Here is a 23,866-nt window from a genome sequence, read left to right on the forward strand (position 1 = left end):
GGTATAAACTCGTCACTGAATGTCATCGTTCGAGTACCCCCAATCCTTCAAGTGTTTTAATCCGAGTGGTCAGACCGTCGGCTCCATTACGTTGGAGTTCGGCCAACATGGTAGCGGCTGGTGCATTGCTCACCCGCGCGGTAATCGTATACTGCACGACTTTGGGCAGTTGAAACCCGTCCGGAGGACAAGTCACGTCCGTATCTTCAAACTTTTTATCGCATTCGACCGCCGTGGGATTGTCAACCAATTCGGCGACTACCAGCTCGGTCTGTTCGTCTACAAAAAACGGCGAGCTTTTCAGGGTCAGCACGAAGTCGTTGACCTCATCAAAGGAGCGCGACAACCCGGAAATCGTCACTTCTTGTCTGACAATACTCCAGGGCGAATCGCTTTGAATCTCCTCCCCTTCGGCTTTGTCGAGGCTATGCTCCATTTTACTCACTTGAACCCCGACGGGAACTTGTTCGCGCAATTCTTGCAACAAGGCCGAAAGTGGCTTGAGCGAGGTATTAAAAATATTGGCAAAAAATGTAACTTGAGTCTGAATTTGTTGAATTTCGGCGTTAATGGCTTCGAGTTCTTGAACCCCTTTGCCCAAACCGTCGAGTTCGCTTTGGAGTTGGGCTTCTTCTTGGCGCAAGCGACTGTTATCGCCTTCGATAAACGCCCAAAATCCCAAGACTAAAGCAATAGAAGCCACCCCGGCTCCCAGTCCGATCAGTTGGATCGTGCGGTCTTTCCCGGTGGAGGGCGCACCCCCCCGAGGGGCTTTGGGTTCTTGCCTGAACCCGGGGCGATCGTTGAGAAAATTAATATCTAGACTGTACATGGTCTTTAGGTCTCCCGCATGGCTAACCCCAGCACGACTCCCAATCCCGGGCGCTGCAATAGGGGTAATTGTTCTTCATCGACTTGTAAAGCGAGATTCTCTACCGGATCGATGACCGTGGTGAGCAAACTCAATCGTTGATTGAAAAATTCGTCAATCCCACCGATCGCGGCACCCGGTCCGGCGAGCATGAGTTGCGAGACTTCCAGTCCGTCACTCTGATTGACATAAAAATCGATCGACCGCCGCAGTTCGTCGGCCAACTCCGACAGAATTTTAATCATGGCCTGGGTTCCGGGGTTATTTCCCCCCATTTTACCCGAGCCGGAAATTTCTGACGGGTTGGCGGGAATGTTCATGCCTTGGAGCATGTCCGTATTGCGCGACGGCGGCAGGTTCATCGCTTGAGATAAGGCGGTCTGCACTTGGTACATCCCGATCGTAATCGTGCGGGAAAATTGGGGGATACCATCGACGACGATCGCGATTTCCGTGCTGTCAAATTGTAAGTCGGCAATGACGACGGCTTCTTCTGGAGCTAACTGTAGCAGTTGGTTGCGAATTGTTCGTAGCAGGGCGAAACTGGTCAAGTCGAGAACGTCGATTTTTAAACCCGCTTCCTGAAACGTATTCAAATAAGTGTCGGTGACTTCTTTGCGGGTGGCGACGAGCAGCACTTGGACTTTATCGATGCCGTCTTCGTCGGTAAATTCCCCCAGAGGTTGATAGTCTACATCCGCTTCTTCTCTCGGGAAAGGCAAATACAATCCCGCTTCTTGGTTCATGTATTCGCGCATTTCTTCCGCGTTTTCTAACAAGTCTTTAGGAACGGGTAAAATTCGGATCGTTCCTTCTCTGGCGGGGATGGCTGTCGCGACACTTTTCGGCTTGATATTGTGTTCGGCGAGGGTATCGTGCAAGAGCAATGCCAGTTCCGGAGGGTCGGCAATTAACCCTTCTTGAATCACCCCTTCCGGGACTTCGGCAGTGGCGTAAACTTCCAATTTATATCCCGGTCCGGAGGGGCGCAGTTGCACGATATTAATCCGTTCGGGGGCGATTTCCACGCCGATGCCACTAGACCCTTTTGAAAAAAGACGTTTTAAGGCTTGAATCACGTAAATCTCCTGGATGGTTGGAAGCCCTGTCTCTTGAGAGCAGGGAGGAAAACCGATTGAGCGCGGCTCGATCCGATCGGTGAGGAGGGGTAGGGTTGCCCTGGTGATGGGGATCGCGATCTCCAAAACTCCCTGTCGGGGTAATCTGTTCCTCGCCAATCTTTTTGAGGCTTGTTCGGCTAACGATACGACCTTACCCCTCGTAAAGTTGTTGAATCGTTAGCGACACAGCTACAAACTTGCAAGCATTCGTAGGTGTCATGACCTTAAAAACGGAGTCAGTCCAGACTGAGGCCGATCGGTTAACTGAAGGTGAGGCATGAAGCCCCGTCACCGAACGTGCGCGGGGCTGACGGTTGTATTCGCAAATCAAGGACGGATGAGCCGACGGCGATCGCCCGGGGGGCGGAGACGACCGACGCTATCAATACGATTATGCCCACGGCGGTGACGATCGCCATCGCGCGGAGCATTCTCTGGGTCGATCTGGAAGTTGGGCGGTCGGACGATCGCCTGTCGAGGGCTGTTTCCAACCGCGATCTGGAATTGTTCGCTAGGGTAGCAAAAACAAAAACGATCGTCTTGTCTCCCGCCGAGGGGCGATCGCCGCGCTTAAGGCTAAACTGACAACAGTCCGCCGCGATCGCGCGCGTCAGGCGGATTGTATTGTGGCAAAAACCAGTTGTCCGAGGAACGAGACCGACCATGAAAACCTGGAAAAGGTTCGCAACGTTTGCACTGTTGGGAATGCTGCTCAGTTGGGCGATCGCTGCCTGTACCCCCGGGTCCGATTCCCCGTCCGATTCCGCTTCGGATCGCCCTCAAGTCGAATTCTGGACGATGCAACTTCAGCCCCAGTTTACCGACTACTTCGACCGGGCGATCGCCACGTTTGAAGCGGAAAACCCGGATCTGCAAGTGCGTTGGGTTGACGTTCCTTGGTCGGCGATGGAAAGCAAAATTTTAGCTGCCGTTTCCGCCAAAACCGCCCCGGATGTGGTCAATCTCAACCCGAATTTTGCTACCCTCCTTGCAGGTCGCAACGCTTGGTTAGATCTCGATTCTAAGCTCTCGCCAGAGGATCGTCAGCAATATTTACCCAATATCTGGAAAGCTAGCACCCTTGGAGATCGCAGTTTCGGTATTCCCTGGTACGTCACCACTCGCATCACGATCTACAATAGCGACCTGTTCCAACAAGCGGAAATCACCCAACCCCCGACCACTTACGCCGAACTCGCCGACGTCGCCCGCCAAATCCGCGAAAAAACGGGAAAATATGCCTTTTTCGTCACCTTCGTTCCCGGCGACTCTGGGGAAGTCCTCGAATCGATGGTGCAAATGGGGGTCACCCTGGTTGATGACGACGGTAACGCCGCCTTCGATACTCCCGAAGGCAAAGCGGCTTTTCAATATTGGGTCGATTTGTTCAAAGCCGGGTTATTACCTCGGGAAGTCTTAACCCAAGGACACCGCCAAGCAGTCCAACTCTACCAAGCTGGAGAAATCGCCTTACTCGGTTCCGGTCCGCAATTTTTCCAAACGATCGAACAAAATGCTCCCGAGATTGCCCGCGTTTCGGCAGCCGCGCCCCAAATTACCGGGAAAACGGGTAAAAAAGCGGCGGCGGTGATGAATTTAGTCATTCCCCAGGATAGCGATCGCCCGGACGACGCTCTCAAGTTTGCCTTATTCGTCACCAATCCCGAAAATCAGCTTGCTTTTGCCAAAGCGGCGAACGTCCTGCCTTCGACGACGGCTTCTTTAGCCGATCCTTACTTTCAAGACCTGTCGGAAAATGCCTCGGCCCTCGATCGCGCGCGCATCATCAGCGCCGCCGAACTCGCCGACGCCGAGTCGTTAATCCCCGCCATTGAAGGGGTTCAGCAATTGCAAAAGATTATTTACGATAATTTGCAAGCGGCGATGTTGGACGAGAAAACCATCGATCGCGCGATCGCGGATGCTGCGGAACAATGGAACAGTCGGGGATTTTAGCTTAATCGGCGGGAAGCCCCGCACTCTACGCGAAGCTGTCGGGATGAAAGCCGAGGCGATGGAGTGGAACGGAGTCGCCAATCTGGTAAACTTGAACTGGCACGGCAGCAATGCCCTTGATGGCCAAGACTAGCGGCGGCTTTCTGTCCCGACACCAACGTACAGCCATACAATTCGGCTGGCGAACAGTGCGGCGGATAGGAAATGCACCCTCAAAACGAAATCCTCCCAATCTGCGGCTGGACGGGTCGTGGATGTCAAACAAAATGCCTGTGGACGGGTTCGGTCGGGGGCGTTGCCTAGACCAGACCGGATGAAACAGGAACTTCCCAAGACGCCGGGGCAGATGGACTTCTGTCCGTGAGGTGGGAAGCCCGCGCTGTACCCTTGGCGAAGCCTGCGCGAAGCGCATAGGTCAGCGTCGGGAGAACGTCACATCGAGCAGGTTAGATTTTAAAATTCAGGGGTTGTCAGGACACGGCATTACCGTGTCCTGACAGGATTTGGCAACCTGTTTCTCAACGCATTTTGCCTAGAAAATAACCCAATAAATAGAGAGAACCGCATAAAATTGTCAAACTCTCTTCTCGGACGATCGCCGCTTCTAAGGCGGGGATGACCTCGGGGAAACAGCGAATTTCGGCTAAATCCGGGCAAATTTTGGCGGCTAATTCTGCTAACTCCTCGGGGATGGCGCTGCTGTGGTCTGGGACGGGAACGAGATATAAACGATTCCCCGATCGCAATAAGGTTTTGAAAATGCCCTCGCGGTCTTTCGTCGAAAGCATTCCCATCACCCAAGTTATCCGGTTTTCGGTGAAGTCCAAACCGTCGGCATAACGGCGCAATACCTTGGCCGCATCGGTATTGTGAGCGCCATCTATTAAAATTTTAGTGTTATGAAACATGAAATACTGCAATCGTCCCGGCCATTGTGCGAGACTCATGCCTTCGACGATCGCGCGATCGTCGATGTTCCAGCCGCGATCGCGCAATACCCGGATCGCGGCGATCGCCAAGGCGGAGTTTTGCAACTGCACGTCACCGAGCAGGGGTAAGGGGTATTGAATGCCCTCGGCTCGAACCCACGGGCGATCGTCCGGCGGGTCGGCGACGGGAACGGCAGGGGCTGGAAACACTGCCGGACAGCCGAGTTCGGCGATCTTGGCTCGGACGACGGCGATCGCTTCCGGGGGCAACTTCCCCACTACCGCCGGACAGTCCCCTTTGAGGATACCCGCTTTTTCTCCGGCAATATCGGCCAAGGTCGGCCCGAGACGCTGCCAGTGTTCCCAACCGATCGATGTAATGACACTGACTAGAGGGCGATCGATCGCGTTGGTCGCGTCCAAGCGTCCGCCGAGTCCGACTTCCATCACGGCGACATCGACCCGTTCCCGGGCAAAGTGCAACCAAGCGGCGGCGGTAATCACTTCAAATTGGGTGGGGGTTTCGGCGTCGGGGGCGATCGCATCTCTTACTTGATATAACACTTCGGTTAATTTCGGTTCGGAAATCGGGCGATCGTCGATACAAATGCGTTCCGTCCAGTCGATTAAGTGCGGTGAAGTATACCGACCGACGCGATAACCCGCCGCTTTGAGGATCGCCGATAAATACGCACAAACCGATCCTTTCCCGTTGGTTCCCGCCACGTGAATGAGGGGTACTTGTTGTTGTGGGTTGCCTAAATCGTTCAGTAAGCGGCGAATCCGGTCTAATCCGAGATTGACCCCGAAGCGTTCAAATTGTTTCAAAATCGAATCAATTTCGGCACTCATGCGATAATATTCAATCCTCAATCGATTAACTTGACTCGGCGATCGCACCTCCTCAAACTCTTTACTCTATCTTAAAATGCTTATGTCCGATCGTAAAAAGACTTATTCGATTTGGTTTATTACTATCGTCGCCCTTTTTATCACCTGTTTGATTACGTCTAATATTATTGCGGTTAAATTAATTGAGGTGTTCGGCTTTGTCGTGACGGCGGCGATCGTGATTTTTCCCGTCAGTTATATTTGTGGGGATGTTTTAACTGAAGTTTACGGTTATCGCGCCACCAAACGGGTGATTTGGTTGGGATTTTTTTGCAATTTATTGGCGGTAGCGGCGATCGCGATCGCTCAACAGTTACCGGGGGCTTCTTTTTGGGACGGACAAGAGGCTTACAATCGTATTTTAGGTTATACACCCCGTTTGTTATTGGCTTCTTTTTTAGCTTATTTAATTGGGGAATTTACCAATGCGATTGTTTTAGCGAAACTGAAAGTCATCACTGGGGGACGCTACTTGTGGATGCGAACGATTGGGTCTACTTTAGTCGGTCAAGGATTGGATTCTGTGGTTTTTGTGACGATCGCCTTTTTGGGGACGATTCCTTTCCCGGGGATGGGAGAGGCGATTGTCGTTCAATGGTTGTTTAAATCCATTTACGAAATCTTAGCCACTCCCTTGACGTATTGGGTTGTTGCTTTTCTCAAAGATCGAGAGCAACTCGATGTTTACGATCGCGATTTGGCGGTCAATCCGTTTAAATTGGGGGAAGATTCGTAAGGCGATCGCCATCGACAGCACAAAGGGGATCTTTTAAGCCATACTTTCTCTAACCATTACCGCGATCGCCATTACGGCATTTCTTCTGGCGGCGCTTGTCGGAAAAATGGCTCGGTTTTATCGATGTCGATGATATAGGCGGCATCGTTGCCATCGCGGACGACGCGCTTATTTAAACGGGGATATTCGCCAATTTCTATCGCTTTTCTTTCCCCACCCATTAAATAAATTAAATCAGTATCGAAAGGATTGCGGAGGTGGTGGGCGACGGAGGGCGTAGGAAATCCGAGAAAGTCGCCGGGTTCGACTTCAAATTCGCGATCGTCTACTTCGGCCATTCCTCGTCCGGAGAGGATATAAATAAATTCTTCTTCGTGATGGTGGGCGTGATAAATAAAGGATTCTTTACCGGGAGGAATGCGACCTAAGCGGACAATCAGGCGCTGCAATCCGACTAAATCACTGAGAGAATGGAGGTAAAGTTCAGAGTTAGGATTGAGGGGATGGCTAAAGGAAACTTCGGCAGATTGTTCGAGATCGCGATGGCGAATTAAAAAAGGTTTCGATTCTTCCATGGAGATGAGTTTAAACTTCAAAAATGACCGGGAAAAGTCGGACGATCGCCGATCGAGGACTCGAAGTAAAAAGACTTGAATTTTCCCATTCCGGGCGATCGCCGCCAGTCCCTTGTCTTTTACCTATCTTAACCTCTAAAATCTAAAGGCTAAAATCGACAGTCCAGCCTCGACCATCGCGAACTATGTCCATCTCTAAAAGCGAAGCCAAACGACAGTTACGGCACCTGATTTTCGATGAAGAACGACCCCGAGATTGGGTACAAGATGTGTGGGGGATGAGTCCGACCTTGGGGGAAACGGCGGCCCGATTGCTCGATGCGTTTGAAGGATCGATCGAAGCCTGTTCTGAGGAAGCACTCGTCGAGTTATTGCAAGGATTGCAAGGGGAAACTGAGGAGGAGTAGGTCGTCAGGACTTGCAAGGCGTGGAAAATTGGTATAATTTGCCCCTTGGGGTTTTTCGGTTTAGGAGGAATTGTGGAAACATCGGTACCGTCATCCCTCTATTTAGGATTGGGAATCGCCGCGTTAGGATTGATGCTGGCAGTGACGTTGGGAATTGTCTATCTGACGGCGGTGGAATGGCGCGATCGCCGACGCCGGGATCGGGACAAGCGTTCTCGATGAAGCCGTGGCGATCGCCCCGCGACGAAAGCGGGATCTAAAGTTGCGGGAGGGTGTCGGACGGCTCCTGATTTTCCGGTCCGTTAACTTCGATGTCAATGGCGGACTCCCGCAATCCTTCCGGCAAACTGGTGGTGGGAACGATCTCACTTTGGAAAAAGTAGACGCGATCGCAGTATTGATTCGGGGTGGAACAGACGGTCTCGATCGCCACGTTTTCAACATCGGTGACATCGAGTACGAGTTCTGCCAGTTCCCCGGGAAAGAGCCGACGCGAGGCAGAACGCTCGCCGTCTAGATAGAGGTTGACAATCGTTGCAGGTCGTCCCGGATCGCGATCGCGCATCCCGAATTGCAGTTGCAACAGGCGAAATCCCGCCGCAATCTCCTCGTCATCTTCGGGGGTAATCCGACAGGTTAAACTCGCTTCCCGGCTGCCCGGTCCGCCGAACATATACGATCGATAAACTTTGCGTCCGACGGTAATATTTTCCGTCTCTTCCTGCCAGCGTCCGAGTCCGGTTTCCACACATTGAGTATCGAGCAAGAACACCGGATCGCGATCGTCAGCACGGGCGATCGATCCGCCGAAGGGCATCAGGGCGATCGCCAGTACGAGACTGGCGCTCAATTTGGCGCTCAATTCACCGAGAAGATCGACGTATGGCATGAAGTCAGACCCACGCTAAAACCAATTTTTCCCATCATATAGCGATCGCCCGACAGATGGGAACTTTCCAGGCACGCCCGGGGCGATCGCCCTACCTTTTGCCCTTGTTCGTCCAAAAATTGGTGAACATCATCAACATTGCGCCGAGGAAAATGACCCCCGCCAATCCGGCGGCGACTAAATTTTGTACGTCAGGATTCTCCATAAATCGCGTCTCGGGTAACGACAAAGAATGTGCGACAATTGCTAGAACAATCGCATTGCAATCTTCTCATGTTTGATGTCATCTCGGAATTTTCACGAACCCACTGCATTGCTATTTGCGCGTTTCTCGTCCCGGCGAACTTGCTGGCGACCTTGCAAACCTTGGTTTTCACCTTTGGCGGCTATTCCCGCGATCGCGTGCGCCTGATGGCGACGGTGGCGAGTTGCTACGCCGTGGCGATCGCCGCTCACGTGATCTGCTGGCTTGTCGAAGGTGTGGTCATGGCTCCAACTTACATCCTCTTTTTCCTCGCTACGGTCTGTCTGACGCTCAATTTCGGCGCGATCGCCTACCGCCGTTTCCCCCGCCTCTATTGGAGTCGGAACCTCAGCTAACCGAATTCGCCCGATTTACAAGTATTCCCCCAACCGCCGATGAAAGAAAAACTTTTAAATTGGCTCAATCTTTTTTTAGTCGCCGACGTTTTCTTAGTCCTGTTCTCGTTTTTCTGGTTTGCGATCGCCGTCGTCGGTCGCTCTACAGGGATTAACTTGGGCCTCGATCTGTGGTACAGCCTTTGGGATCCTCTATTTACCCCCGCGATCGGGATTCTGATGGCAGGCGCCCTGATTAGTGGCTTGAGTTCGTGGTTGTTCAAACGGTTTGGTAATTCCCTAGAAAAACCCTAGGTTACCGCTAGGGGAGGGAATCGGGAGTGGGGAATCGAACCAGCTCAAACGCTTGTGGTGCGGGCATTTTGCCCGCATAGATCCCCCCCTTCAATCCCCAATCTAAAATCTTAGATCTAAAATCTAAAATCTAAAATCAATCCCGTTCGCTTGAGGGGACTATCATGCTCGAACCCGATCGCCTACTGCACGAACGCTACCAACTGCAACACCGTTTGAGCGAGAACCAAGTTCGCCAAACGTGGCTCGCGAAGGACCTGCAAGCTCCCCCCAATAGCGACGATCTCGTCGTCCTCAAACTGCTCCCCTTTGGCGGCGAGGTGCAATGGGAACATCTCAAACTATTCGAGCGAGAAGCCCGTATTTTGCAACAACTCCAGCACCCTCGCATTCCTCGATATCGGGACTATTTCCATATCGACGATCGCTCGTTGTGGTTCGCACTGGTGCAAGAGTATATTCCCGCCAATTCGTTAAAACAATGGCAGGAGAACGGGAAACGGTTCGGCGAACGCGACGTGCGCCGCATTGCTCGGGAGCTGTTGGATCTTCTCATTTATTTGCACCACCTCAATCCTCCGGTACTCCATCGGGATCTCAAACCGAGTAACTTGCTCGTCGATGATTCTTGGCAGGTCTATCTCGTCGATTTCGGCGCGGTTCAAGATAAAGTGGCGATCGAAGGATCCACCTTTACCGTCGTCGGAACCTACGGCTACGCGCCGATGGAACAATTCGGCGGTCGGACGGTTCCCGCGTCCGATCTCTACGCTTTGGGCGCCACGTTAATTCACTTACTCTCGGGAATCGCCCCGGCGGATTTACCCCAAGCGGACTTGCGCTTTCAGTTTCGCGATCGCATCAGCGCCAGCGAGGGACTGATCTGGTGGTTGGAAAAAATGACCGAACCCTCGGTCGAAAGGCGGTTTGCGAGCGCCCGGGAAGCCAAAGAAGCCCTCGACGCTCCCCCGCGCGCGATCGCGACGGTTCCCCAATCGGCGATCGCCAATACCTCCGGACAAGGCGGTCTCTTCGATCCGAACGTTCCCGTTCCCGAGGAAATTCTCGGCTGGAATTGGGGGGCTTTCCTGATGGCGAATTGGTGGCCCTTGACCAATCGAGTTTGGTTCGGGCTGCTCTCCTGGATGCCTTTTCCGTTTGGTTCGATCGTCAATGTCCTACTCGGCTACAAGGGGAATGAGTGGGCCTGGAAAAGCCGTCGCTGGCGCAGTATCGAACAGTTCAAAAGCCACCAACGAGGATGGACGATCGCCGGAATCTTTTTCGCAATTCCCTGGTATGTAGTCATGTGGATGATTCTGTGGTGGCTGTTAGAGGAACTCTAAGGGCGATCGCGGGGTTTATTTTTAAATATTCTCAATAAGTAGGGTTGTTGAATAATTTATTTAGAATTATCTTCAATAAAGAAGATCGGTTTTATTTGCATATATTTTACAAAAAATTAAATAAGTATTCATATAAATGCTTAATAAATAAGGTAAAAATGTAATTAAGTGTATTAAATTTGCTAAAGTCTGCATTTTCACAGCCAAAGGACCCCCGACGGCAAAAACTGCTGTAATTCACGATTTAACAGGGATTTCGTCCGATCGCCCGCGACCGTCGCGGGCGATCGCCCTCCAAAAATATTTTCAAAACTAATTGAATATAACTTGCAATAAGTGTATGATGACCTCTGGTTGACACCCCAAACTCTTTCGCCTCCTCCCGAACCAGATCATTTATGGGTCTCGGGGGTAGGCTGGATTTGAATTGAGAAAAATTCTCAAGACGCGATCGCGCCGAACTGGAATTCGCAGTTGGGCCGGGATCCCCCTGTAAAAAAATAGGAACATCCGAACCGACCGTGAGTAGAAATCGACTGTGGCAAAGTCTCTGGATTGCAGGAACGGCAGCACTTGTAGCCGTTGCCCCCGTGCGCGCCGACACCAGCGCCATCACTGACGTGCGCGTGGAAACGAGCGCCGACGGATTGCAACTAATTTTAGAGTTTGACGGAGAAGAGACCCCCCAAATTTTTTCCTCGGCCTCCGGCAACACCTTAATCGTAGATATTCTCAATACGCGCTTGCGTTTGGCGGACGGCGATCGCTTTAGCGCCGACAATCCGAACGAGGCGATCGCCGAAATTGCGGTCAGTCCCCTCGACGAAAATAACGTGCGCTTAATCGTCACCAGTCAAAGCGGACAACCCGCGATCGAGTGGAACGAAGCGGGTGGCGCCTTAATCTTTCAAGTCACCACCGCCGAAGTCGAAACACCCACTCTACCCAACCTTTCCACCGATCCCAGCGCCGAGGGAGACGCGCGTCCCGACGATATTATCGAGATTTTGGTCACCGCCACGCGCAACCTCGAACGCCTCACCGACGTTCCCCGTTCCACCAGCGTCATCGAACAAGAGCAAATCGAAGAACAAATGCGCGTCACCCGGGATCTCGGAACGATCCTCAGTCAAGAAGTCCCGGGACTGTCCCCACCGACCCAAAGCGCCAGTAACTTCGGACAAACCTTGCGCGGTCGCAACATCAGCGTCCTGATCGACGGAATCCCGCAATCGACCAACCGCAACGTGGCGCGGGATTTACGTACGATCGATCCCGGCGCGATCGAACGAGTCGAAGTCTTGCGCGGTCCGACCGCCATTTACGGCGACGGCGCCACGGGAGGAATTATTAATATCATTACCAAACAGGGGCGCGGCGAAGGGATTACCGCTCAAAGTTGGCTCGATTTAAACGCTTTTCCCAGCGATTTTGGCGACAGTCTCTCCCCGACAATTCAACAATCTGTTTCTGGAAGGTTGGGCAAGATTGATATTGCTTTAAATGCCTCTTATACCGGAGTAAACGGACTGTTTGACGGCGACGGCGATCGCATTCCCCCCGACCCCAACGCCCAAGGTGGACTTGCCGATACCACCACCTTAAACGTGTCGAGCAAACTCGGATATAACTTCACCGAAGACCAACGCCTTCAACTGTTATTTAACTATTTCCACGACGAGCAAGATACGAATTACACCACCGAGGCGATCGTTAACGAACTCCCCGGACGCCAAAAAGCCCGCGCTCTTTCCGGTTTAGAACTAGACAACTCCCAACAAACTGATAACCTCCTCGTTTCTCTCGATTACACCAACGACAATCTCTTCGGGTCTCGCCTGCACGCTCAAACCTATTATCGAGATTACTTTACCCGTTTTTTCCCCTTCGACGCTCGGGAATTTCCAAGTTTGGGCAACACGATTTTTCAGTCTCAGGTCGAGTCGGAAAAATACGGCGGACGGCTGCAGTTAAATACCCCTTTATTTGGCGAAGAAAATGGGAATTTATTGTGGGGGGTCGATTATGTCCGCGAAAGTACCAACCAACCTGTAGATATTTTCGATCCGGAGGTTTTTGAAAATAGCGATGGTTTAGTTTATCGCCGGATTGGCAATCGCACCTGGTCGCCCCTACAGCGACAAGATAATCTCGGGTTATTCGCCCAACTGAAAGTTAATTTAGGCGAGAAAGTCGTCTTGCGCGGTGGCGTCCGTCACGAACGCATTAATATCGATGTCGATGACTACACGACGATCGCCGGAGATGCGATCGAAGGAGGCGAACTCGACTATAATGCGACCTTATTTAATGTCGGTGGCGTCGTCTATCCCACCGATGAAATCAGCGTATTTGCTAACTTTTCTCAAGGGTTTTCGATCGCCGATGTCGGACGAGTTTTACGCGGCGCCTCTGCGGGATTTTCGGTTGAAGAACTCGACCCGGAAGCGCAAACCGTAGATAACTATGAAATTGGGATTCGTGCCAACTATGAAAAGGTGCGCGCCTCTCTTTCTGGGTTTTACAATACCTCCGATCTCGGTTCGACATTTACCCAAGATTTCCAAGTGGTTCGCGCCCCGGAAAGAGTGTATGGGGTCGAGTTTGCCCTCGATGTCACTCCGAGCGAAAAATGGGCGTTTGGAGGGACGTTTACTTGGACTGATGGTGCGGTAGATTTAGAAGATAACGGGGATTATGACGACCCGTTAAACGGTTTTCGGATTTCGCCGATTAAAGTCACTGCTTATGTGGAAAATGAAACTTTACCGGGATGGAATAATCGCTTACAAGCGCTTTATTCGGGCAGTCGCGATCCGGAAGGACAAGGGTTTGGTTTGGGGGAAGTCGATAGTTACATTACCCTCGATTTAATTAGCAGTTTACAAGTCGGACCGGGACGGTTCGTTTTGGGCGTCGAAAATTTATTAGACACTCAATATTTTCCGGTCGTTTCTCAATTGCAAGGGCAAGATACTGCCTATGCTGCCGCACGGGGTCGCACCCTTCGCTTGGGGTATTCGTTAAGTTGGTAGATTTCGTAGTAGATCCCGTAGTAAGGTGGGCAATGCCCACCCTACACAAATAAAAGTTATTATTTGCTGGAACAATAACGGCTCAAATCTACGGGCGATCGCCGATTTTAGCCGGGTTTTTGCATTCCAATTTTTGGCGAAAATTTATTTTATTTTTATTTAAAAAAATCTTCCGATCCTATTGCAATTATTCTCAATACAGTCTAGACTCTTAAACAATTGAGAATAAATAGCAATTAACGAGCGCTCCCAACCCCCCGCGATCGCGGGACGCAGCATTTCATTTCAACAATCGCAACATTACCCATTCACTCTCCGAGGTCAGCATGACGCCTTTTCTTGTAAAAGATTCTCAACAAGGTTACTTAAACCGACAGGCGCGGCGAGAGTCCAACGCCCGCAGCTATCCGCGTCGGATTCCGATCGCCATTCGCGAAGCCAAGGGAATTTTCGTCACCGACGTGGACGGAAACCAGTATTTCGACTGTTTGGCGGGGGCGGGAACCCTCGCCCTCGGTCACAATCACCCGATCGCGATCGCGGCGATGCAAGACCTGTTGCAGCAAAATTTACCGTTGCACACCCTCGATTTGACCACTCCGGTTAAAGATCGTTTCGTCGAGGAATTGTTCGCCAGTTTGCCGTCAGCTTTTGCGCAAAATGCCAAAATTCAGTTTTGCGGACCGACGGGGGCGGATGCGGTCGAAGCGGCGGTTAAGTTAGTGAAAACCGCGACGGGACGCCGCAGTATGCTGTCGTTTCACGGCGGTTACCACGGCATGAGTCACGGCGCCTTGAGTCTGACGGGTAACTTGGGGGCAAAACACGCGGTGGCTAATTTGATGCCGGACGTGCATTTTATGCCCTATCCCTATTCCTATCGCTGCCCGTTTGGGATCGGCGGCGAACTCGGCACGCGGATCGGCTGTCATTACATCGAGCAGGTTCTCGACGACCCGGAAAGCGGTATCACCCAACCCGCCGGGGTAATTGTGGAAGTCGTGCAAGGGGAAGGGGGCGTCATTCCTTCACCCGATCGCTGGCTGCGCGAAATTCGGCGGATGACGCGCGATCGCGACATTCCCTTGATCGTCGATGAAATTCAGACCGGATGGGGACGAACCGGACGGCTGTATGCATTCGAGCACGCCGGGATTATTCCCGATGTGGTTTTACTGTCGAAGGCGATCGGCGGCAGCTTGCCTTTATCCGTGGTTTTATATCACAAAAAGCTCGATCGCTGGTCCCCGGGCGCTCACGCTGGAACCTTCCGGGGTAACCAATTGGCGATGGCGGCAGGGTTGGCAACGTTGCGTTATATCCAAACGCATAATCTCGTCGATCGCGCCCGGGCGTCGGGCGATCGCCTCGCAGGTCACTTGCGGCATACTCAGGCAGAGTGTCCCTGGATCGGCGACATTCGCGGGCGCGGTTTGATGGTCGGCGTCGAAATCGTCAACCCGGAGGCGGAAGCGAACGCGATCGGATCGTACCCGGCAGATCCGACCTTAGCCCGTGAAATTCAAGGCGAATGCTTCCGTCGCGGCTTGATTGTAGAATTAGGCGGGCGTCACGGGGCAGTCGTGCGCTTTTTACCGCCATTAATCGTTACTGCCGAGCAAATTGACCAAATTAGCGAGATTTTCGATGCGGCAGTGCGATCGGCCCGTCGATCTCAACAGGCGGATTGTTTGGCGGAGGTCGGTTGATGTTAGAACTGCACCGCGATCGCGCGATCGCCGATCGATCGCACCCCTTCGATCGCTACTTTCTCGGAAATTCCGAAGCCAGTCAAACGGCTTACCGCCAGGCGATCGCCGCCAGTCTCGACGTTTTAGAACGCTATTTCGCGCGACTGTCGCAACCCTATAGCGGTGCTACTCCAGCACAGATTGCCGATCGGTTGGCGGCGATCGATCCGTGTCCCGACCGCCCGCAACCGATCGATCGCGTCCTCGATCTCCTGGGCGAGGCGATCGTCCGTCATAGTGTGGTGGTCTCCCACCCGCGCTGTATCGCCCATCTGCACTGCCCTCCGGTGATTCCCGCCCTCGCCGCCGAGGCGATCGTGGCGGCGACCAATCAATCGATGGATTCCTGGGATCAGTCCCCGGCGGCGACGATCGCCGAAGTACGCTTAATTCAATGGTTGTGCCGCGAATTCGGCTACTCCACCACCGCCGACGGCGTGTTTACCAGTGGCGGGACTCAATCGAATTATATGGGGTTGTTGCTGGCCCGCGATCGCTACGCCCGCGATCGGTATAATTGGTGCGTTCGCGATCGCGGTTTGCCCCCCGAAGCCGCGCAATTCCGGGTGTTGTGTTCCAAAAACGCCCATTTCACCGTCCGTCAGGGGTGCGCCCAGTTGGGATTGGGCGAGCGATCGGTGGTGACGGTTCCGTGCGATCGCGATCGATCGATGTCTGTGGACGCCTTGGAACGGGCGATCTCCGAGTTGGGCGATCGCGACCTGCTACCGATCGCGATCGTGGCGACCGCCGGAACCACCGATTTCGGCAGTATCGATCCGTTAATTGAAATTGCCGAAATTGCTCGAAAATACAAGATTTGGTTGCACGTCGATGCGGCTTTTGGTGGGGCGCTCATTTTGAGCGATCGCTACCGTCAAAATTTAGCTGGAATCAATCTCGCCGATTCGATTGCCGTCGATTTTCACAAGTTATTTTATCAGCCGATTAGTTGCGGTGCTTTTTTGTTGCGCGATCGCGATAGTTTCGACTTAATGAAACTGCACGCCGCCTATCTCAATCCGGAAACGAATGAAGAGGAAGGCATTCCCGATTTAGTGACGAAATCCGTGCAGACCACGCGGCGTTTTGATGCCTTGAAACTGTGGATTTCTTTGGAGGCGATCGGTCGAGTGACTTTCGGTCAAATGATCGATACCACCCTCGAAATCGCGCGCCAAACGGCGGCGGCGATCGACCATCAAGAGGATTTAGAACTCGCTCATTTTCCAAGCCTAAACACCGTCGTTTTTCGTTATTTACCCGAACGAGGCGATCGTGCCGACGATATTAACAATCGCATTCGCCAAACTTTAATGGATCGCGGCATTGCGGTGATTGCCAAAACGCAAATTGAGGATAAAACTTATCTCAAATTTACGTTACTCAATCCTCAGATTGCGATCGAAGATCTCGTCGATTTACTCGATACAATTCGAGAGATCGGCCAAGCCTGCGATCGAGAAATGGCCAGGTTTTCCCGATAACTGATTATTTCTGCCTCGAACTTACTCCGTCCAACTATTGCGATCGAAGCCATGAACCTCAAACCGATTTCTCAACCTGTCGATCTTCATTTAACGGACAAACAAATCGCCGAACGCGCCACCATTCAAAGTTTTTTTAACTGCTACTTGCGCGAAACCGGAACTGGGGCGCTTTCCACTCCGGAAGATATTCCCAATTTTCAAAAATTCAACAAGAATTGGGATCGATTAATTCGCTGTCCCTTACCTCACCAAGGAATAGAAATTATTGCCGGACTGCGTTACTCGTCTCCAACAGGTCGTCATCTGTTTCATTTTCCGTTCTACTATAGAAATACGGTCAATCCCGAATATATCGAACTCGATTACGTTACCTTAGTCGCCTTACTTTCTAAAGAATTGGCGATCGTTCACAACCATCACGCCAGTCAAGACGAACTCTTACTGCGCGTCGTTCAAAGTTGCCGCAATATCGAATATTTTATTCGCGAAAGACGCCAAGATGCCGAACTGTTAAGCGAATTTTCTAGCAATTTTGCCACCACCGAACAAGCGTTAATTTTCGGACATCATTTACACCCAACCCCGAAAAGTCGTCAGGGATTTGCTGAAGAAGATTTACCGATTTATTCTCCAGAACTGAAAGGATCGTTTTCCCTCCACTATTTTCGCCTCAATCCCGCGATCGTTCTCGAAGGATCGGCCCTAGATCGAACGGCGACTCAAGCGATTAAACAAGGATTGCTGGAAGATGAAAGTATTTCTGAAGAGTTCAAACAAAAATACTGTCAAAATGATGGCTATTCTTTGTTACCTTTACATCCGTGGCAAGCTCATTTTCTTCTGCGCCAACCGATCGGTCAACAGTTGCGCGATCGGTGTTTATTAGAAGATTTAGGACGGCAAGGATCGCCCTATTTACCAAGTTCGTCAATTCGGACGGTCTATCATCCCCAAAAAGCTTTCATGTTCAAACTATCTTTGAATGTGAAAATTACTAATTCCTTGCGAACAAACCTTTATAAAGAATTGGAACGTAGCGTCGAAGTTTATCGACTTTTAGATAGTGAAATTGGTCGAGAATTAAGCGAAAAATTTCCCCAATTTGCAATTATTCGCGATCCGGCTTATCTCGCCGTTCAAGTAGACGGGGAACCCTTACCCGCGTTCGCGACCATTTTGCGAGAAAACCCCTTTCAAACAAACCCAGAAACAGACGCGACTTGCATTATTTCTTTATGTCAGGATTCGATTTACAGCGACGGTTCCCGACTCGCCCACATCATTCGCGCATTAGCAAAACGGGAAGGACGATCTAGCCGCGATATCAGTTTAGAATGGTTTCGCCGCTATTTAGACATTTCCTTAGACCCGATTTTGTGGTTGTATTTCACTCACGGTGTCGCCGTGGAAGCCCACCAGCAAAATAGTGTTTTGCAACTCAAAAATGGTTATCCCGATCGCTTTTACTATCGCGACAATCAGGGGTATTATTTCCGTCAATCTTACTTCGAGCATTTGAATCGTTTTCTTCCCGGAATTGGCGAAAATAGCCAGACCGTTTGCGATGACCAAATCTCTGACGAACGTTTGGGATATTACTTTTTCCAAAACAACTTATTTGGATTGATTAATGCCTTTGGTGTTGCGGGTTTAATTGACGAAACTCTGCTATTAGACGAACTGCGATCGGCCTTAGAACGGGTGAAGCAATTCAATCCCGGCAACTCCAAAATTTTAGAGAATTTAAGTCAACCAAAATTGCGTTGTAAGGCGAATTTAATGACTCGTTTTCACGATATGGATGAATTAGTCGGGTCGTTAGCGAGTCAGTCCGTTTACGTGTGGTTGGACAATCCCTTACACCCTGAAAACTAGAACTTTTACTCCATTAGACCTCTCATGAAGTTTTCACAAACTGAAGCAAAGCCGCAGTTTACTTACGAAAAATTTGATCGCTCGCTCGAAAAAACGATCGCCTTTCGTCCGGTCGAGTTAGAGAAAGATTTAGACCGCATTCACCGATGGATGAACGAACCTCACGTGATTCCTTTTTGGCAGTTGAATTTCGATCGCGATCGAATGCGATCGCATTTGGAAAAAGCCTTAAGCGATCGCCATCAAACCCTATACATCGGCTATCTGGATGGGGTTCCTATGAGTTATTGGGAGGCATATTGGGCACAGGATGATGTTATCGCCCAATGTTACGAACCGGACGCGGGCGATCGCGGAATTCACTTATTAATTGGCGAACCAAAGTTTTTAGGAAAAGGCTATGCTTTGCCATTATTGCGGGCAATGACTGACCTACAGTTTGAATTTTCAGCAACGCCAAAACTACAAACGCAAAAAGTTGTCACCGAACCGGACATCCGCAACGACAAAATGATTCATATTTTCAAACGCTGCGGCTTTGTCTTTCAGCGAGAAATCGAACTTCCGGATAAACGGGCTGCTTTGATGTTTTGCGATCGCCAATCTTTCAGAGAAAAATGGGAACGATGAACGGAAAAATTTACGATTTAATTGGCGTCGGTCTCGGCCCATTTAACTTAGGTCTGGCCGCTTTATTAGACCGAACCGATCTCGACTGTTTATTTCTAGAACAAAAACCAGAATTTCAATGGCATTCCGGCTTACTCATTGAAAATAGTACGATTCAAGTCCCCTTTTTAGCGGACTTGGTAACGATGGCCGATCCGTGCAGTCCTTACAGCTTTTTGAACTATTTGCACGCCCAATCTCGTCTCTATCACTTCTACTTTTTCGAGAAGTTCCATATTCCTCGCCGAGAATACAATCATTACTGTCAGTGGGTTTCGCAACAGTTAAACAGTTGTCAATTTGGGCAACGAGTCGAGTCAGTGACTTGGGAGAAGATCGATTTTGAAACGTATTACAAAGTCGAATCCCGAGAGTTAGAAACAGGAACAATAACAACTTATTTTGCCCGTCATTTAGTTTTGGGTGTCGGTAGTATTCCTCAACTCCCCCCCTGTTTCCAAAACATTGATTTCGACCATATTTTCCACTCTGCCGAATTTTTAAATCGGCGCGATCGCGCTTTACAATCTGATTCAATTACGGTCATTGGTTCCGGACAAAGTGCGGCTGAAGTCTTTTACGAACTGTTACAAGAACAGTCGCATTATTCCTATCGTTTGGAATGGCATACGCGATCGGCGGGCTTTTTCCCAATGGAATATTCTAAGCTAGGATTAGAGCATTTTTCACCAGACTATATCGACTATTTCTATCACTTGCCACCCCAAAAACGCGATCGTCTGTTGTCCGAACAAGGATTGCTTTACAAAGGCATTAGCTTTGAAACGATCGCCGATATTTACGATTTACTTTACGAACGATCGATCGGCGGTCAACCTCTCAACGTTCGCTTACTTCCCTTAGTAGAAGTTAAAGAAGTCGAACGCGTGACAACAGAAAAAGGCGATCGTTTCCTCCTCGGATACCGTCACGGTCAGCAAGAAACTCGCTTTACTCACGAAACCAATTGCGTCATTCTCGCCACGGGATATCGTCATGCTATTCCTCAATGCATCGACGGTATTCGCGATTTAATCCAGTGGGATAGTCGCGGTAGATACGAGGTCAAATTTGACTATCGTCTGGCTTTAAACCGCGAGATTAGCAATCATATTTTTGTCCAAAATGGCGAACTTCATACCCACGGAATAGGGGCGCCCGATTTGGGCTTGGGGGCGCATCGGAACTCGGTCATTATCAATACCCTCCTCGGTGAAACACTTTATCCAGTCGAACGCCGTAATGTGTTCCAGCAATTCGGGGTTGCCTGATGAAAGTCAATCCAAAGTGGATTCCGATCGCTCTATTTTCTTGTGTCTTTATTTCAATTTTTACCGAGGTTTTACTATCGCCCTTCTATCCCCAATTTTTCAGCAAGGTTTTTGGCATTGAAGATCTTTCCTATACGGGATATTACATTTTTATCTGTCGCCTAACTGTAGTTGTATGCGCCCCTTTGTGGGGAGTTTTCTCCCGTTGGATTGAAGTCAAATACTTGCTCTATTGCGCTCAAATTGGAACGGCCTTTTTTACAGCTTTAATGGCGACGAGTACGAGTGCAAATTGGTTTCTCGCTTATACGATTGGCTTGTTGTTATTTAAAAGTTGCTATTTGATGGTTTATCCATTAATTATTCAACTGACTGATTCTCAACAGCATTCCACCGTCACGGGAACCTATCAAGCGGTATTTCACGGCGGCATTATTGCCGCGACGATCGCCGGGGCTTGGATGGTCAATTTAGAAGCCCCATTGTCCCTATTTTACGCGATCGCGATCGCCGATTTATTTCAGTTTTTGTTGTGTTTTATCTTTCTAAGAGATACGCAAACTCGCCGAGAAATTACACCACCATCCGAGCAACATTCAAGCTTCGGCGATCGCTGGGGATTTATAGTGGCAATCGGCTTAATTATCCTAACCTTTCAACTGGCAAATAACTTAATTCGTCCTTTCTTTACGGCTTACGTGACCCAATCGGAAACTTTGGGCATAACCTTAAATGAAAGTAGTTATTTGTTCATGATTCCGAGTGCAATGGCGATCGCCGCGTTGCCTTACATTCGCAAATCTTTTCATCGCGATCGCCTTCATTCTATTTATCTTGTCGGACTGGTTTTATTGTCCGTTACTTTATTCCTCCAAGGATGGACTATATCCCTCGGAATTCTCATTATTGCCCGCCTTATTTACGGTTTTTGTTTGGCAACCAGTCAGTCTGCTTTAGAACTGCGGTTATTCGATCGCAGTCGGGGCGATCGCCTTCATTTTAACTATTCCCTCGCCATGTCTTTTGCCAATTTAGGCCATTTAAGCGCCCCCTTACTCGCGTCTTGGCTAGTCGAACGCTATACGTTAGCAATGCCTTTATTTGTTGCTGCTTTCATTTGTGCAGTCAACTTTCTTTTTGCCCAAAAAACGATTTTTCGGGCACCCATTTTTCAACCGTCTGAAGTCGAACTATAGCCTCGTTCACAATTATTGAATGATTTCCTGGAGTTTCTGTCATGAAAAATTTAGACACTCTCAATGCTACTTTACAGTCGCAACGCTGGCAAAACGTTAGCCAAAAGTTGCTGGCAAAAATGCTATCCGAGTTTATGTATGAAGAGATTGTTAAACCGGAATGCCTGCAACAAACAGGCGATCGGCAAGCCCTTTATAAACTCAGTCTTCCCGAAGGCATTGCTTATCAATTTGAAGCCAAACAACGGTTATTTGATAGTTATCGCGTGAAACCGGATTCAATTCAACGGTGGGACGGTCAAATTTGGCAACAAGGATCGAGTCCATTTCAATTCGTTCTCGACTGTCATACAGCCGTTGGAATGACAGTGGAAACAGCAGGACATTTAATTAAAGAACTCAGTCAAACCTTACTCGCCGATGCCCATATCGATCGGCAAAAAAGCGAACAACAAAGCGAACAACAAACAGATTTACTCGCTTTAGATTACGCCCATCTTGAAGGAAAAATGGAGGGACATCCTTGGATTACCTTCAATAAAGGGCGAATCGGTTTTGGATATGCCGACTATTTGGCCCATGCCCCAGAAAATCAGCAACCCGTTCATCTCCCATGGCTGGCCGTTTCTAAAAAAACCGCCCAATTTAATGCGATCGCCGATCTCGACTACGAACAAGCGATCGCAGAAGAATTATCAGCAAGCGATCTCGCCCAATTTAAAGCAATTTTAACCGCGCAAAATCGCAATCCCGATAATTATTTATTGATGCCCGTTCATGACTGGCAGTGGGACAATAAAATCATCCCAATTTTTGCCGAAGAAATTGCTAAAGGAAAGATCGTCTATCTCGGCAAAAGCAGCGATCTTTATTTACCCCAGCAGTCTATTCGGACATTTGTTAATATTAGTAATCCCCACAAACGTCACGTTAAATTACCTCTGAGTATTCTCAATACGTTGGTTTATCGAGGACTGCCGGGGGAACGGACTGCGATCGCCCCTAAAGTTACTGAATGGATTACATCGATTTGGAAAAATGACTCATTTCTTTCTCAAAAATGTCGCTTAATTTTGCCGGGAGAAGTAGCTAGTATTAACTACGAACATCCCTATTTTACTGCCCTGCATGGGGCGCCTTATCAATATAAAGAAATGCTGGGTTGTCTGTGGCGGGAAAGTGTTTTATCTTACTGCGAAACTGACGAAAAATTGATTACTTTAGCTGCTTTAGTTCATATCGATGGAAATGGCAAACCTTTTGTGTCACAACTGATTGAAAAATCGGGATTGTCACCGCAAGTTTGGTTAGACCGCTTGTTTAATACCGTATTGCCCCCGCTTTTACATTATCTCTATCGCTACGGCGTCGTGTTTTCTCCCCACGGTGAAAATACCATTCTCGTTCTTAAAGATTATATTCCTCATCGATTGGCAATGAAAGATTTTGTCGATGATGTCAATGTCAGTCGCCATCCCTTACCGGAGTTAGAGTCGATACCCGCAGACTTGAAAGGAATCTTACTCAGCGAACCTCCCGAGGGATTGTGCCAGTTTATTTTTGCAGGGTTGTTTATCTGTCACCATCGCTATTTGTCGGATATCTTAGAAGAGTTTCATCAGTATGACGAACGCGATTTTTGGCAGCAAGTTCGCCAAGTAATTCTAAACTATCAACGTCAGTTTCCCGAATTGCAAGATCGCTTTGAATTATTCAATTTATTGGCACCCAAATTTACGAAACTTTGCCTCAATCGCAATCGGCTGATTACTTACGGTTATGCCGACGATGGCGATCGCCCCCATGCTGCCGCATTCGGTAAAGTAAATAATGCTTTACACGAAGCGATCTCCGATCGCCTCAACTTACCGGTGTAGTTTTTACGCAGAAAACCATTAAATTTGCGTTCATTTGTGGTAAATTCTTAAGCGAATTATAGCGAATTATGTCTGGGCAAATTCGCT

Annotated in this window: 21 protein-coding genes; 16 read left to right on the plus strand and 5 right to left on the minus strand. The window is 49.8% G+C overall.

Translation table 11 applies throughout. The features are described 5' to 3' along the window. Nucleotides 1-22 precede the first annotated feature (22 nt). Together JJD41_RS03660 and pilM are read right to left on the minus strand one after the other, a co-directional pair. Nucleotides 23-832, minus strand: a complete 810-nt coding sequence (locus JJD41_RS03660) for a PilN domain-containing protein (protein WP_200664760.1) — start codon at nucleotides 830-832, stop codon at nucleotides 23-25. Between the two features lie 5 nt (nucleotides 833-837). After that, nucleotides 838-1,950, minus strand: coding sequence for a type IV pilus assembly protein PilM (gene pilM, locus JJD41_RS03665; RefSeq protein WP_168568690.1), 1,113 nt, complete (start codon nucleotides 1,948-1,950; stop codon nucleotides 838-840). 312 nt (nucleotides 1,951-2,262) lie between these two features. On the opposite strand from pilM, the gene JJD41_RS03670 reads away from it, so the two are divergent. Together JJD41_RS03670 and JJD41_RS03675 are read left to right on the plus strand one after the other, a co-directional pair. Next, nucleotides 2,263-2,577, plus strand: coding sequence for a hypothetical protein (locus tag JJD41_RS03670; RefSeq protein WP_200664761.1), 315 nt, complete (start codon nucleotides 2,263-2,265; stop codon nucleotides 2,575-2,577). A 78-nt stretch (nucleotides 2,578-2,655) separates the two neighbouring features. Continuing rightward, nucleotides 2,656-3,948, plus strand: a complete 1,293-nt coding sequence (locus JJD41_RS03675; protein ID WP_200664762.1) for an ABC transporter substrate-binding protein — start codon at nucleotides 2,656-2,658, stop codon at nucleotides 3,946-3,948. 518 nt (nucleotides 3,949-4,466) lie between these two features. On the opposite strand, the gene JJD41_RS03685 is transcribed toward JJD41_RS03675, so the two are convergent. Beyond that, a complete protein-coding gene (locus JJD41_RS03685) occupies nucleotides 4,467-5,729 on the minus strand; it encodes a bifunctional folylpolyglutamate synthase/dihydrofolate synthase (protein ID WP_200664764.1) in 1,263 nt (420 codons plus the stop codon). Nucleotides 5,730-5,811: 82 nt separating this feature from the next. Between JJD41_RS03685 and JJD41_RS03690 the strand changes: the two genes are divergently transcribed. Then, on the plus strand, nucleotides 5,812-6,504 hold the full coding sequence (locus tag JJD41_RS03690; protein ID WP_234488497.1) for a queuosine precursor transporter: 693 nt from the start codon (nucleotides 5,812-5,814) through the stop codon (nucleotides 6,502-6,504). A gap of 71 nt (nucleotides 6,505-6,575) precedes the next feature. Here JJD41_RS03690 and JJD41_RS03695 read toward each other — a convergent pair whose 3' ends face one another. Beyond that, the gene (locus JJD41_RS03695; protein ID WP_200664766.1) at nucleotides 6,576-7,079 is read right to left on the minus strand and encodes a cupin domain-containing protein; all 504 of its coding nucleotides are present in this window, start codon (nucleotides 7,077-7,079) and stop codon (nucleotides 6,576-6,578) included. A gap of 185 nt (nucleotides 7,080-7,264) precedes the next feature. Here JJD41_RS03695 and JJD41_RS03700 point away from each other — a divergent pair, with 185 nt between their 5' ends. Beyond that, the gene (locus JJD41_RS03700; RefSeq protein ID WP_200664767.1) at nucleotides 7,265-7,486 is read left to right on the plus strand and encodes a hypothetical protein; all 222 of its coding nucleotides are present in this window, start codon (nucleotides 7,265-7,267) and stop codon (nucleotides 7,484-7,486) included. Between the two features lie 72 nt (nucleotides 7,487-7,558). Continuing rightward, the gene (locus tag JJD41_RS03705; protein WP_168568697.1) at nucleotides 7,559-7,708 is read left to right on the plus strand and encodes a hypothetical protein; all 150 of its coding nucleotides are present in this window, start codon (nucleotides 7,559-7,561) and stop codon (nucleotides 7,706-7,708) included. Nucleotides 7,709-7,742: 34 nt separating this feature from the next. Here JJD41_RS03705 and JJD41_RS03710 read toward each other — a convergent pair whose 3' ends face one another. After that, on the minus strand, nucleotides 7,743-8,375 hold the full coding sequence (locus JJD41_RS03710; RefSeq protein WP_200664768.1) for a hypothetical protein: 633 nt from the start codon (nucleotides 8,373-8,375) through the stop codon (nucleotides 7,743-7,745). Nucleotides 8,376-8,648: 273 nt separating this feature from the next. On the opposite strand from JJD41_RS03710, the gene JJD41_RS03715 reads away from it, so the two are divergent. The 11 genes from JJD41_RS03715 (at nucleotide 8,649) to JJD41_RS03765 (ending at nucleotide 23,779) form a co-directional block, all read left to right on the plus strand. Then, nucleotides 8,649-8,975, plus strand: a complete 327-nt coding sequence (locus tag JJD41_RS03715; protein ID WP_200664769.1) for a hypothetical protein — start codon at nucleotides 8,649-8,651, stop codon at nucleotides 8,973-8,975. Nucleotides 8,976-9,014: 39 nt separating this feature from the next. Continuing rightward, on the plus strand, nucleotides 9,015-9,269 hold the full coding sequence (locus tag JJD41_RS03720) for a hypothetical protein (protein WP_200664770.1): 255 nt from the start codon (nucleotides 9,015-9,017) through the stop codon (nucleotides 9,267-9,269). A gap of 164 nt (nucleotides 9,270-9,433) precedes the next feature. Then, the gene (locus tag JJD41_RS03725) at nucleotides 9,434-10,615 is read left to right on the plus strand and encodes a serine/threonine protein kinase (protein WP_200664771.1); all 1,182 of its coding nucleotides are present in this window, start codon (nucleotides 9,434-9,436) and stop codon (nucleotides 10,613-10,615) included. A gap of 521 nt (nucleotides 10,616-11,136) precedes the next feature. Beyond that, nucleotides 11,137-13,650, plus strand: coding sequence for a TonB-dependent receptor domain-containing protein (locus JJD41_RS25195; protein WP_200664772.1), 2,514 nt, complete (start codon nucleotides 11,137-11,139; stop codon nucleotides 13,648-13,650). Between the two features lie 326 nt (nucleotides 13,651-13,976). Continuing rightward, a complete protein-coding gene (locus JJD41_RS03735) occupies nucleotides 13,977-15,359 on the plus strand; it encodes an aspartate aminotransferase family protein (protein ID WP_200664773.1) in 1,383 nt (460 codons plus the stop codon). Then, the gene (locus JJD41_RS03740) at nucleotides 15,359-16,888 is read left to right on the plus strand and encodes a pyridoxal phosphate-dependent decarboxylase family protein (protein WP_200664774.1); all 1,530 of its coding nucleotides are present in this window, start codon (nucleotides 15,359-15,361) and stop codon (nucleotides 16,886-16,888) included. The genes JJD41_RS03735 and JJD41_RS03740 overlap by 1 nt, the downstream gene beginning before the upstream one ends. Nucleotides 16,889-16,939: 51 nt before the next feature. After that, nucleotides 16,940-18,766, plus strand: coding sequence for an IucA/IucC family protein (locus tag JJD41_RS03745; protein WP_200664775.1), 1,827 nt, complete (start codon nucleotides 16,940-16,942; stop codon nucleotides 18,764-18,766). 24 nt (nucleotides 18,767-18,790) lie between these two features. After that, nucleotides 18,791-19,396 carry a GNAT family N-acetyltransferase gene (locus JJD41_RS03750; protein WP_200664776.1) on the plus strand — a complete coding sequence of 202 codons (606 nt, stop codon included), beginning with the start codon at nucleotides 18,791-18,793 and terminating at the stop codon, nucleotides 19,394-19,396. Continuing rightward, nucleotides 19,393-20,706: a lysine N(6)-hydroxylase/L-ornithine N(5)-oxygenase family protein gene (locus JJD41_RS03755; protein ID WP_200664777.1), complete on the plus strand. Its 1,314-nt coding sequence runs from the start codon at nucleotides 19,393-19,395 to the stop codon at nucleotides 20,704-20,706. The genes JJD41_RS03750 and JJD41_RS03755 overlap by 4 nt, the downstream gene beginning before the upstream one ends. Beyond that, on the plus strand, nucleotides 20,706-21,902 hold the full coding sequence (locus tag JJD41_RS03760) for an MFS transporter (RefSeq protein WP_200664778.1): 1,197 nt from the start codon (nucleotides 20,706-20,708) through the stop codon (nucleotides 21,900-21,902). Before JJD41_RS03755 ends, JJD41_RS03760 begins: the two co-directional genes overlap by 1 nt. 41 nt (nucleotides 21,903-21,943) lie before the next feature. After that, on the plus strand, nucleotides 21,944-23,779 hold the full coding sequence (locus JJD41_RS03765) for an IucA/IucC family protein (protein WP_200664779.1): 1,836 nt from the start codon (nucleotides 21,944-21,946) through the stop codon (nucleotides 23,777-23,779). Nucleotides 23,780-23,866: the final 87 nt, after the last annotated feature.

Source organism: Oxynema mangrovii CENA135 (genome assembly GCF_016632315.1).
Lineage (GTDB): Bacteria > Cyanobacteriota > Cyanobacteriia > Cyanobacteriales > Laspinemataceae > Oxynema > Oxynema aestuarii.

Excerpts from the sequence above, each read along its gene's own strand:
- JJD41_RS03660 (WP_200664760.1), bottom strand. The coding sequence starts at position 832 with ATGTACAGTCTAGATATTAATTTTCTCAACGATCGCCCCGGGTTCAGG.
- JJD41_RS03690 (WP_234488497.1), top strand. The coding sequence starts at position 5,812 with ATGTCCGATCGTAAAAAGACTTATTCGATTTGGTTTATTACTATCGTC.
- JJD41_RS03725 (WP_200664771.1), top strand. The coding sequence starts at position 9,434 with ATGCTCGAACCCGATCGCCTACTGCACGAACGCTACCAACTGCAACAC.
- JJD41_RS03700 (WP_200664767.1), top strand. The coding sequence starts at position 7,265 with ATGTCCATCTCTAAAAGCGAAGCCAAACGACAGTTACGGCACCTGATT.
- JJD41_RS03740 (WP_200664774.1), top strand. The coding sequence starts at position 15,359 with ATGTTAGAACTGCACCGCGATCGCGCGATCGCCGATCGATCGCACCCC.
- JJD41_RS03735 (WP_200664773.1), top strand. The coding sequence starts at position 13,977 with ATGACGCCTTTTCTTGTAAAAGATTCTCAACAAGGTTACTTAAACCGA.
- JJD41_RS03750 (WP_200664776.1), top strand. The coding sequence starts at position 18,791 with ATGAAGTTTTCACAAACTGAAGCAAAGCCGCAGTTTACTTACGAAAAA.
- JJD41_RS03695 (WP_200664766.1), bottom strand. The coding sequence starts at position 7,079 with ATGGAAGAATCGAAACCTTTTTTAATTCGCCATCGCGATCTCGAACAA.
- JJD41_RS03755 (WP_200664777.1), top strand. The coding sequence starts at position 19,393 with ATGAACGGAAAAATTTACGATTTAATTGGCGTCGGTCTCGGCCCATTT.
- JJD41_RS03685 (WP_200664764.1), bottom strand. The coding sequence starts at position 5,729 with ATGAGTGCCGAAATTGATTCGATTTTGAAACAATTTGAACGCTTCGGG.
- JJD41_RS03715 (WP_200664769.1), top strand. The coding sequence starts at position 8,649 with ATGTTTGATGTCATCTCGGAATTTTCACGAACCCACTGCATTGCTATT.
- JJD41_RS03765 (WP_200664779.1), top strand. The coding sequence starts at position 21,944 with ATGAAAAATTTAGACACTCTCAATGCTACTTTACAGTCGCAACGCTGG.
- JJD41_RS03745 (WP_200664775.1), top strand. The coding sequence starts at position 16,940 with ATGAACCTCAAACCGATTTCTCAACCTGTCGATCTTCATTTAACGGAC.
- JJD41_RS03720 (WP_200664770.1), top strand. The coding sequence starts at position 9,015 with ATGAAAGAAAAACTTTTAAATTGGCTCAATCTTTTTTTAGTCGCCGAC.
- JJD41_RS03760 (WP_200664778.1), top strand. The coding sequence starts at position 20,706 with ATGAAAGTCAATCCAAAGTGGATTCCGATCGCTCTATTTTCTTGTGTC.
- JJD41_RS03675 (WP_200664762.1), top strand. The coding sequence starts at position 2,656 with ATGAAAACCTGGAAAAGGTTCGCAACGTTTGCACTGTTGGGAATGCTG.
- JJD41_RS03710 (WP_200664768.1), bottom strand. The coding sequence starts at position 8,375 with ATGCCATACGTCGATCTTCTCGGTGAATTGAGCGCCAAATTGAGCGCC.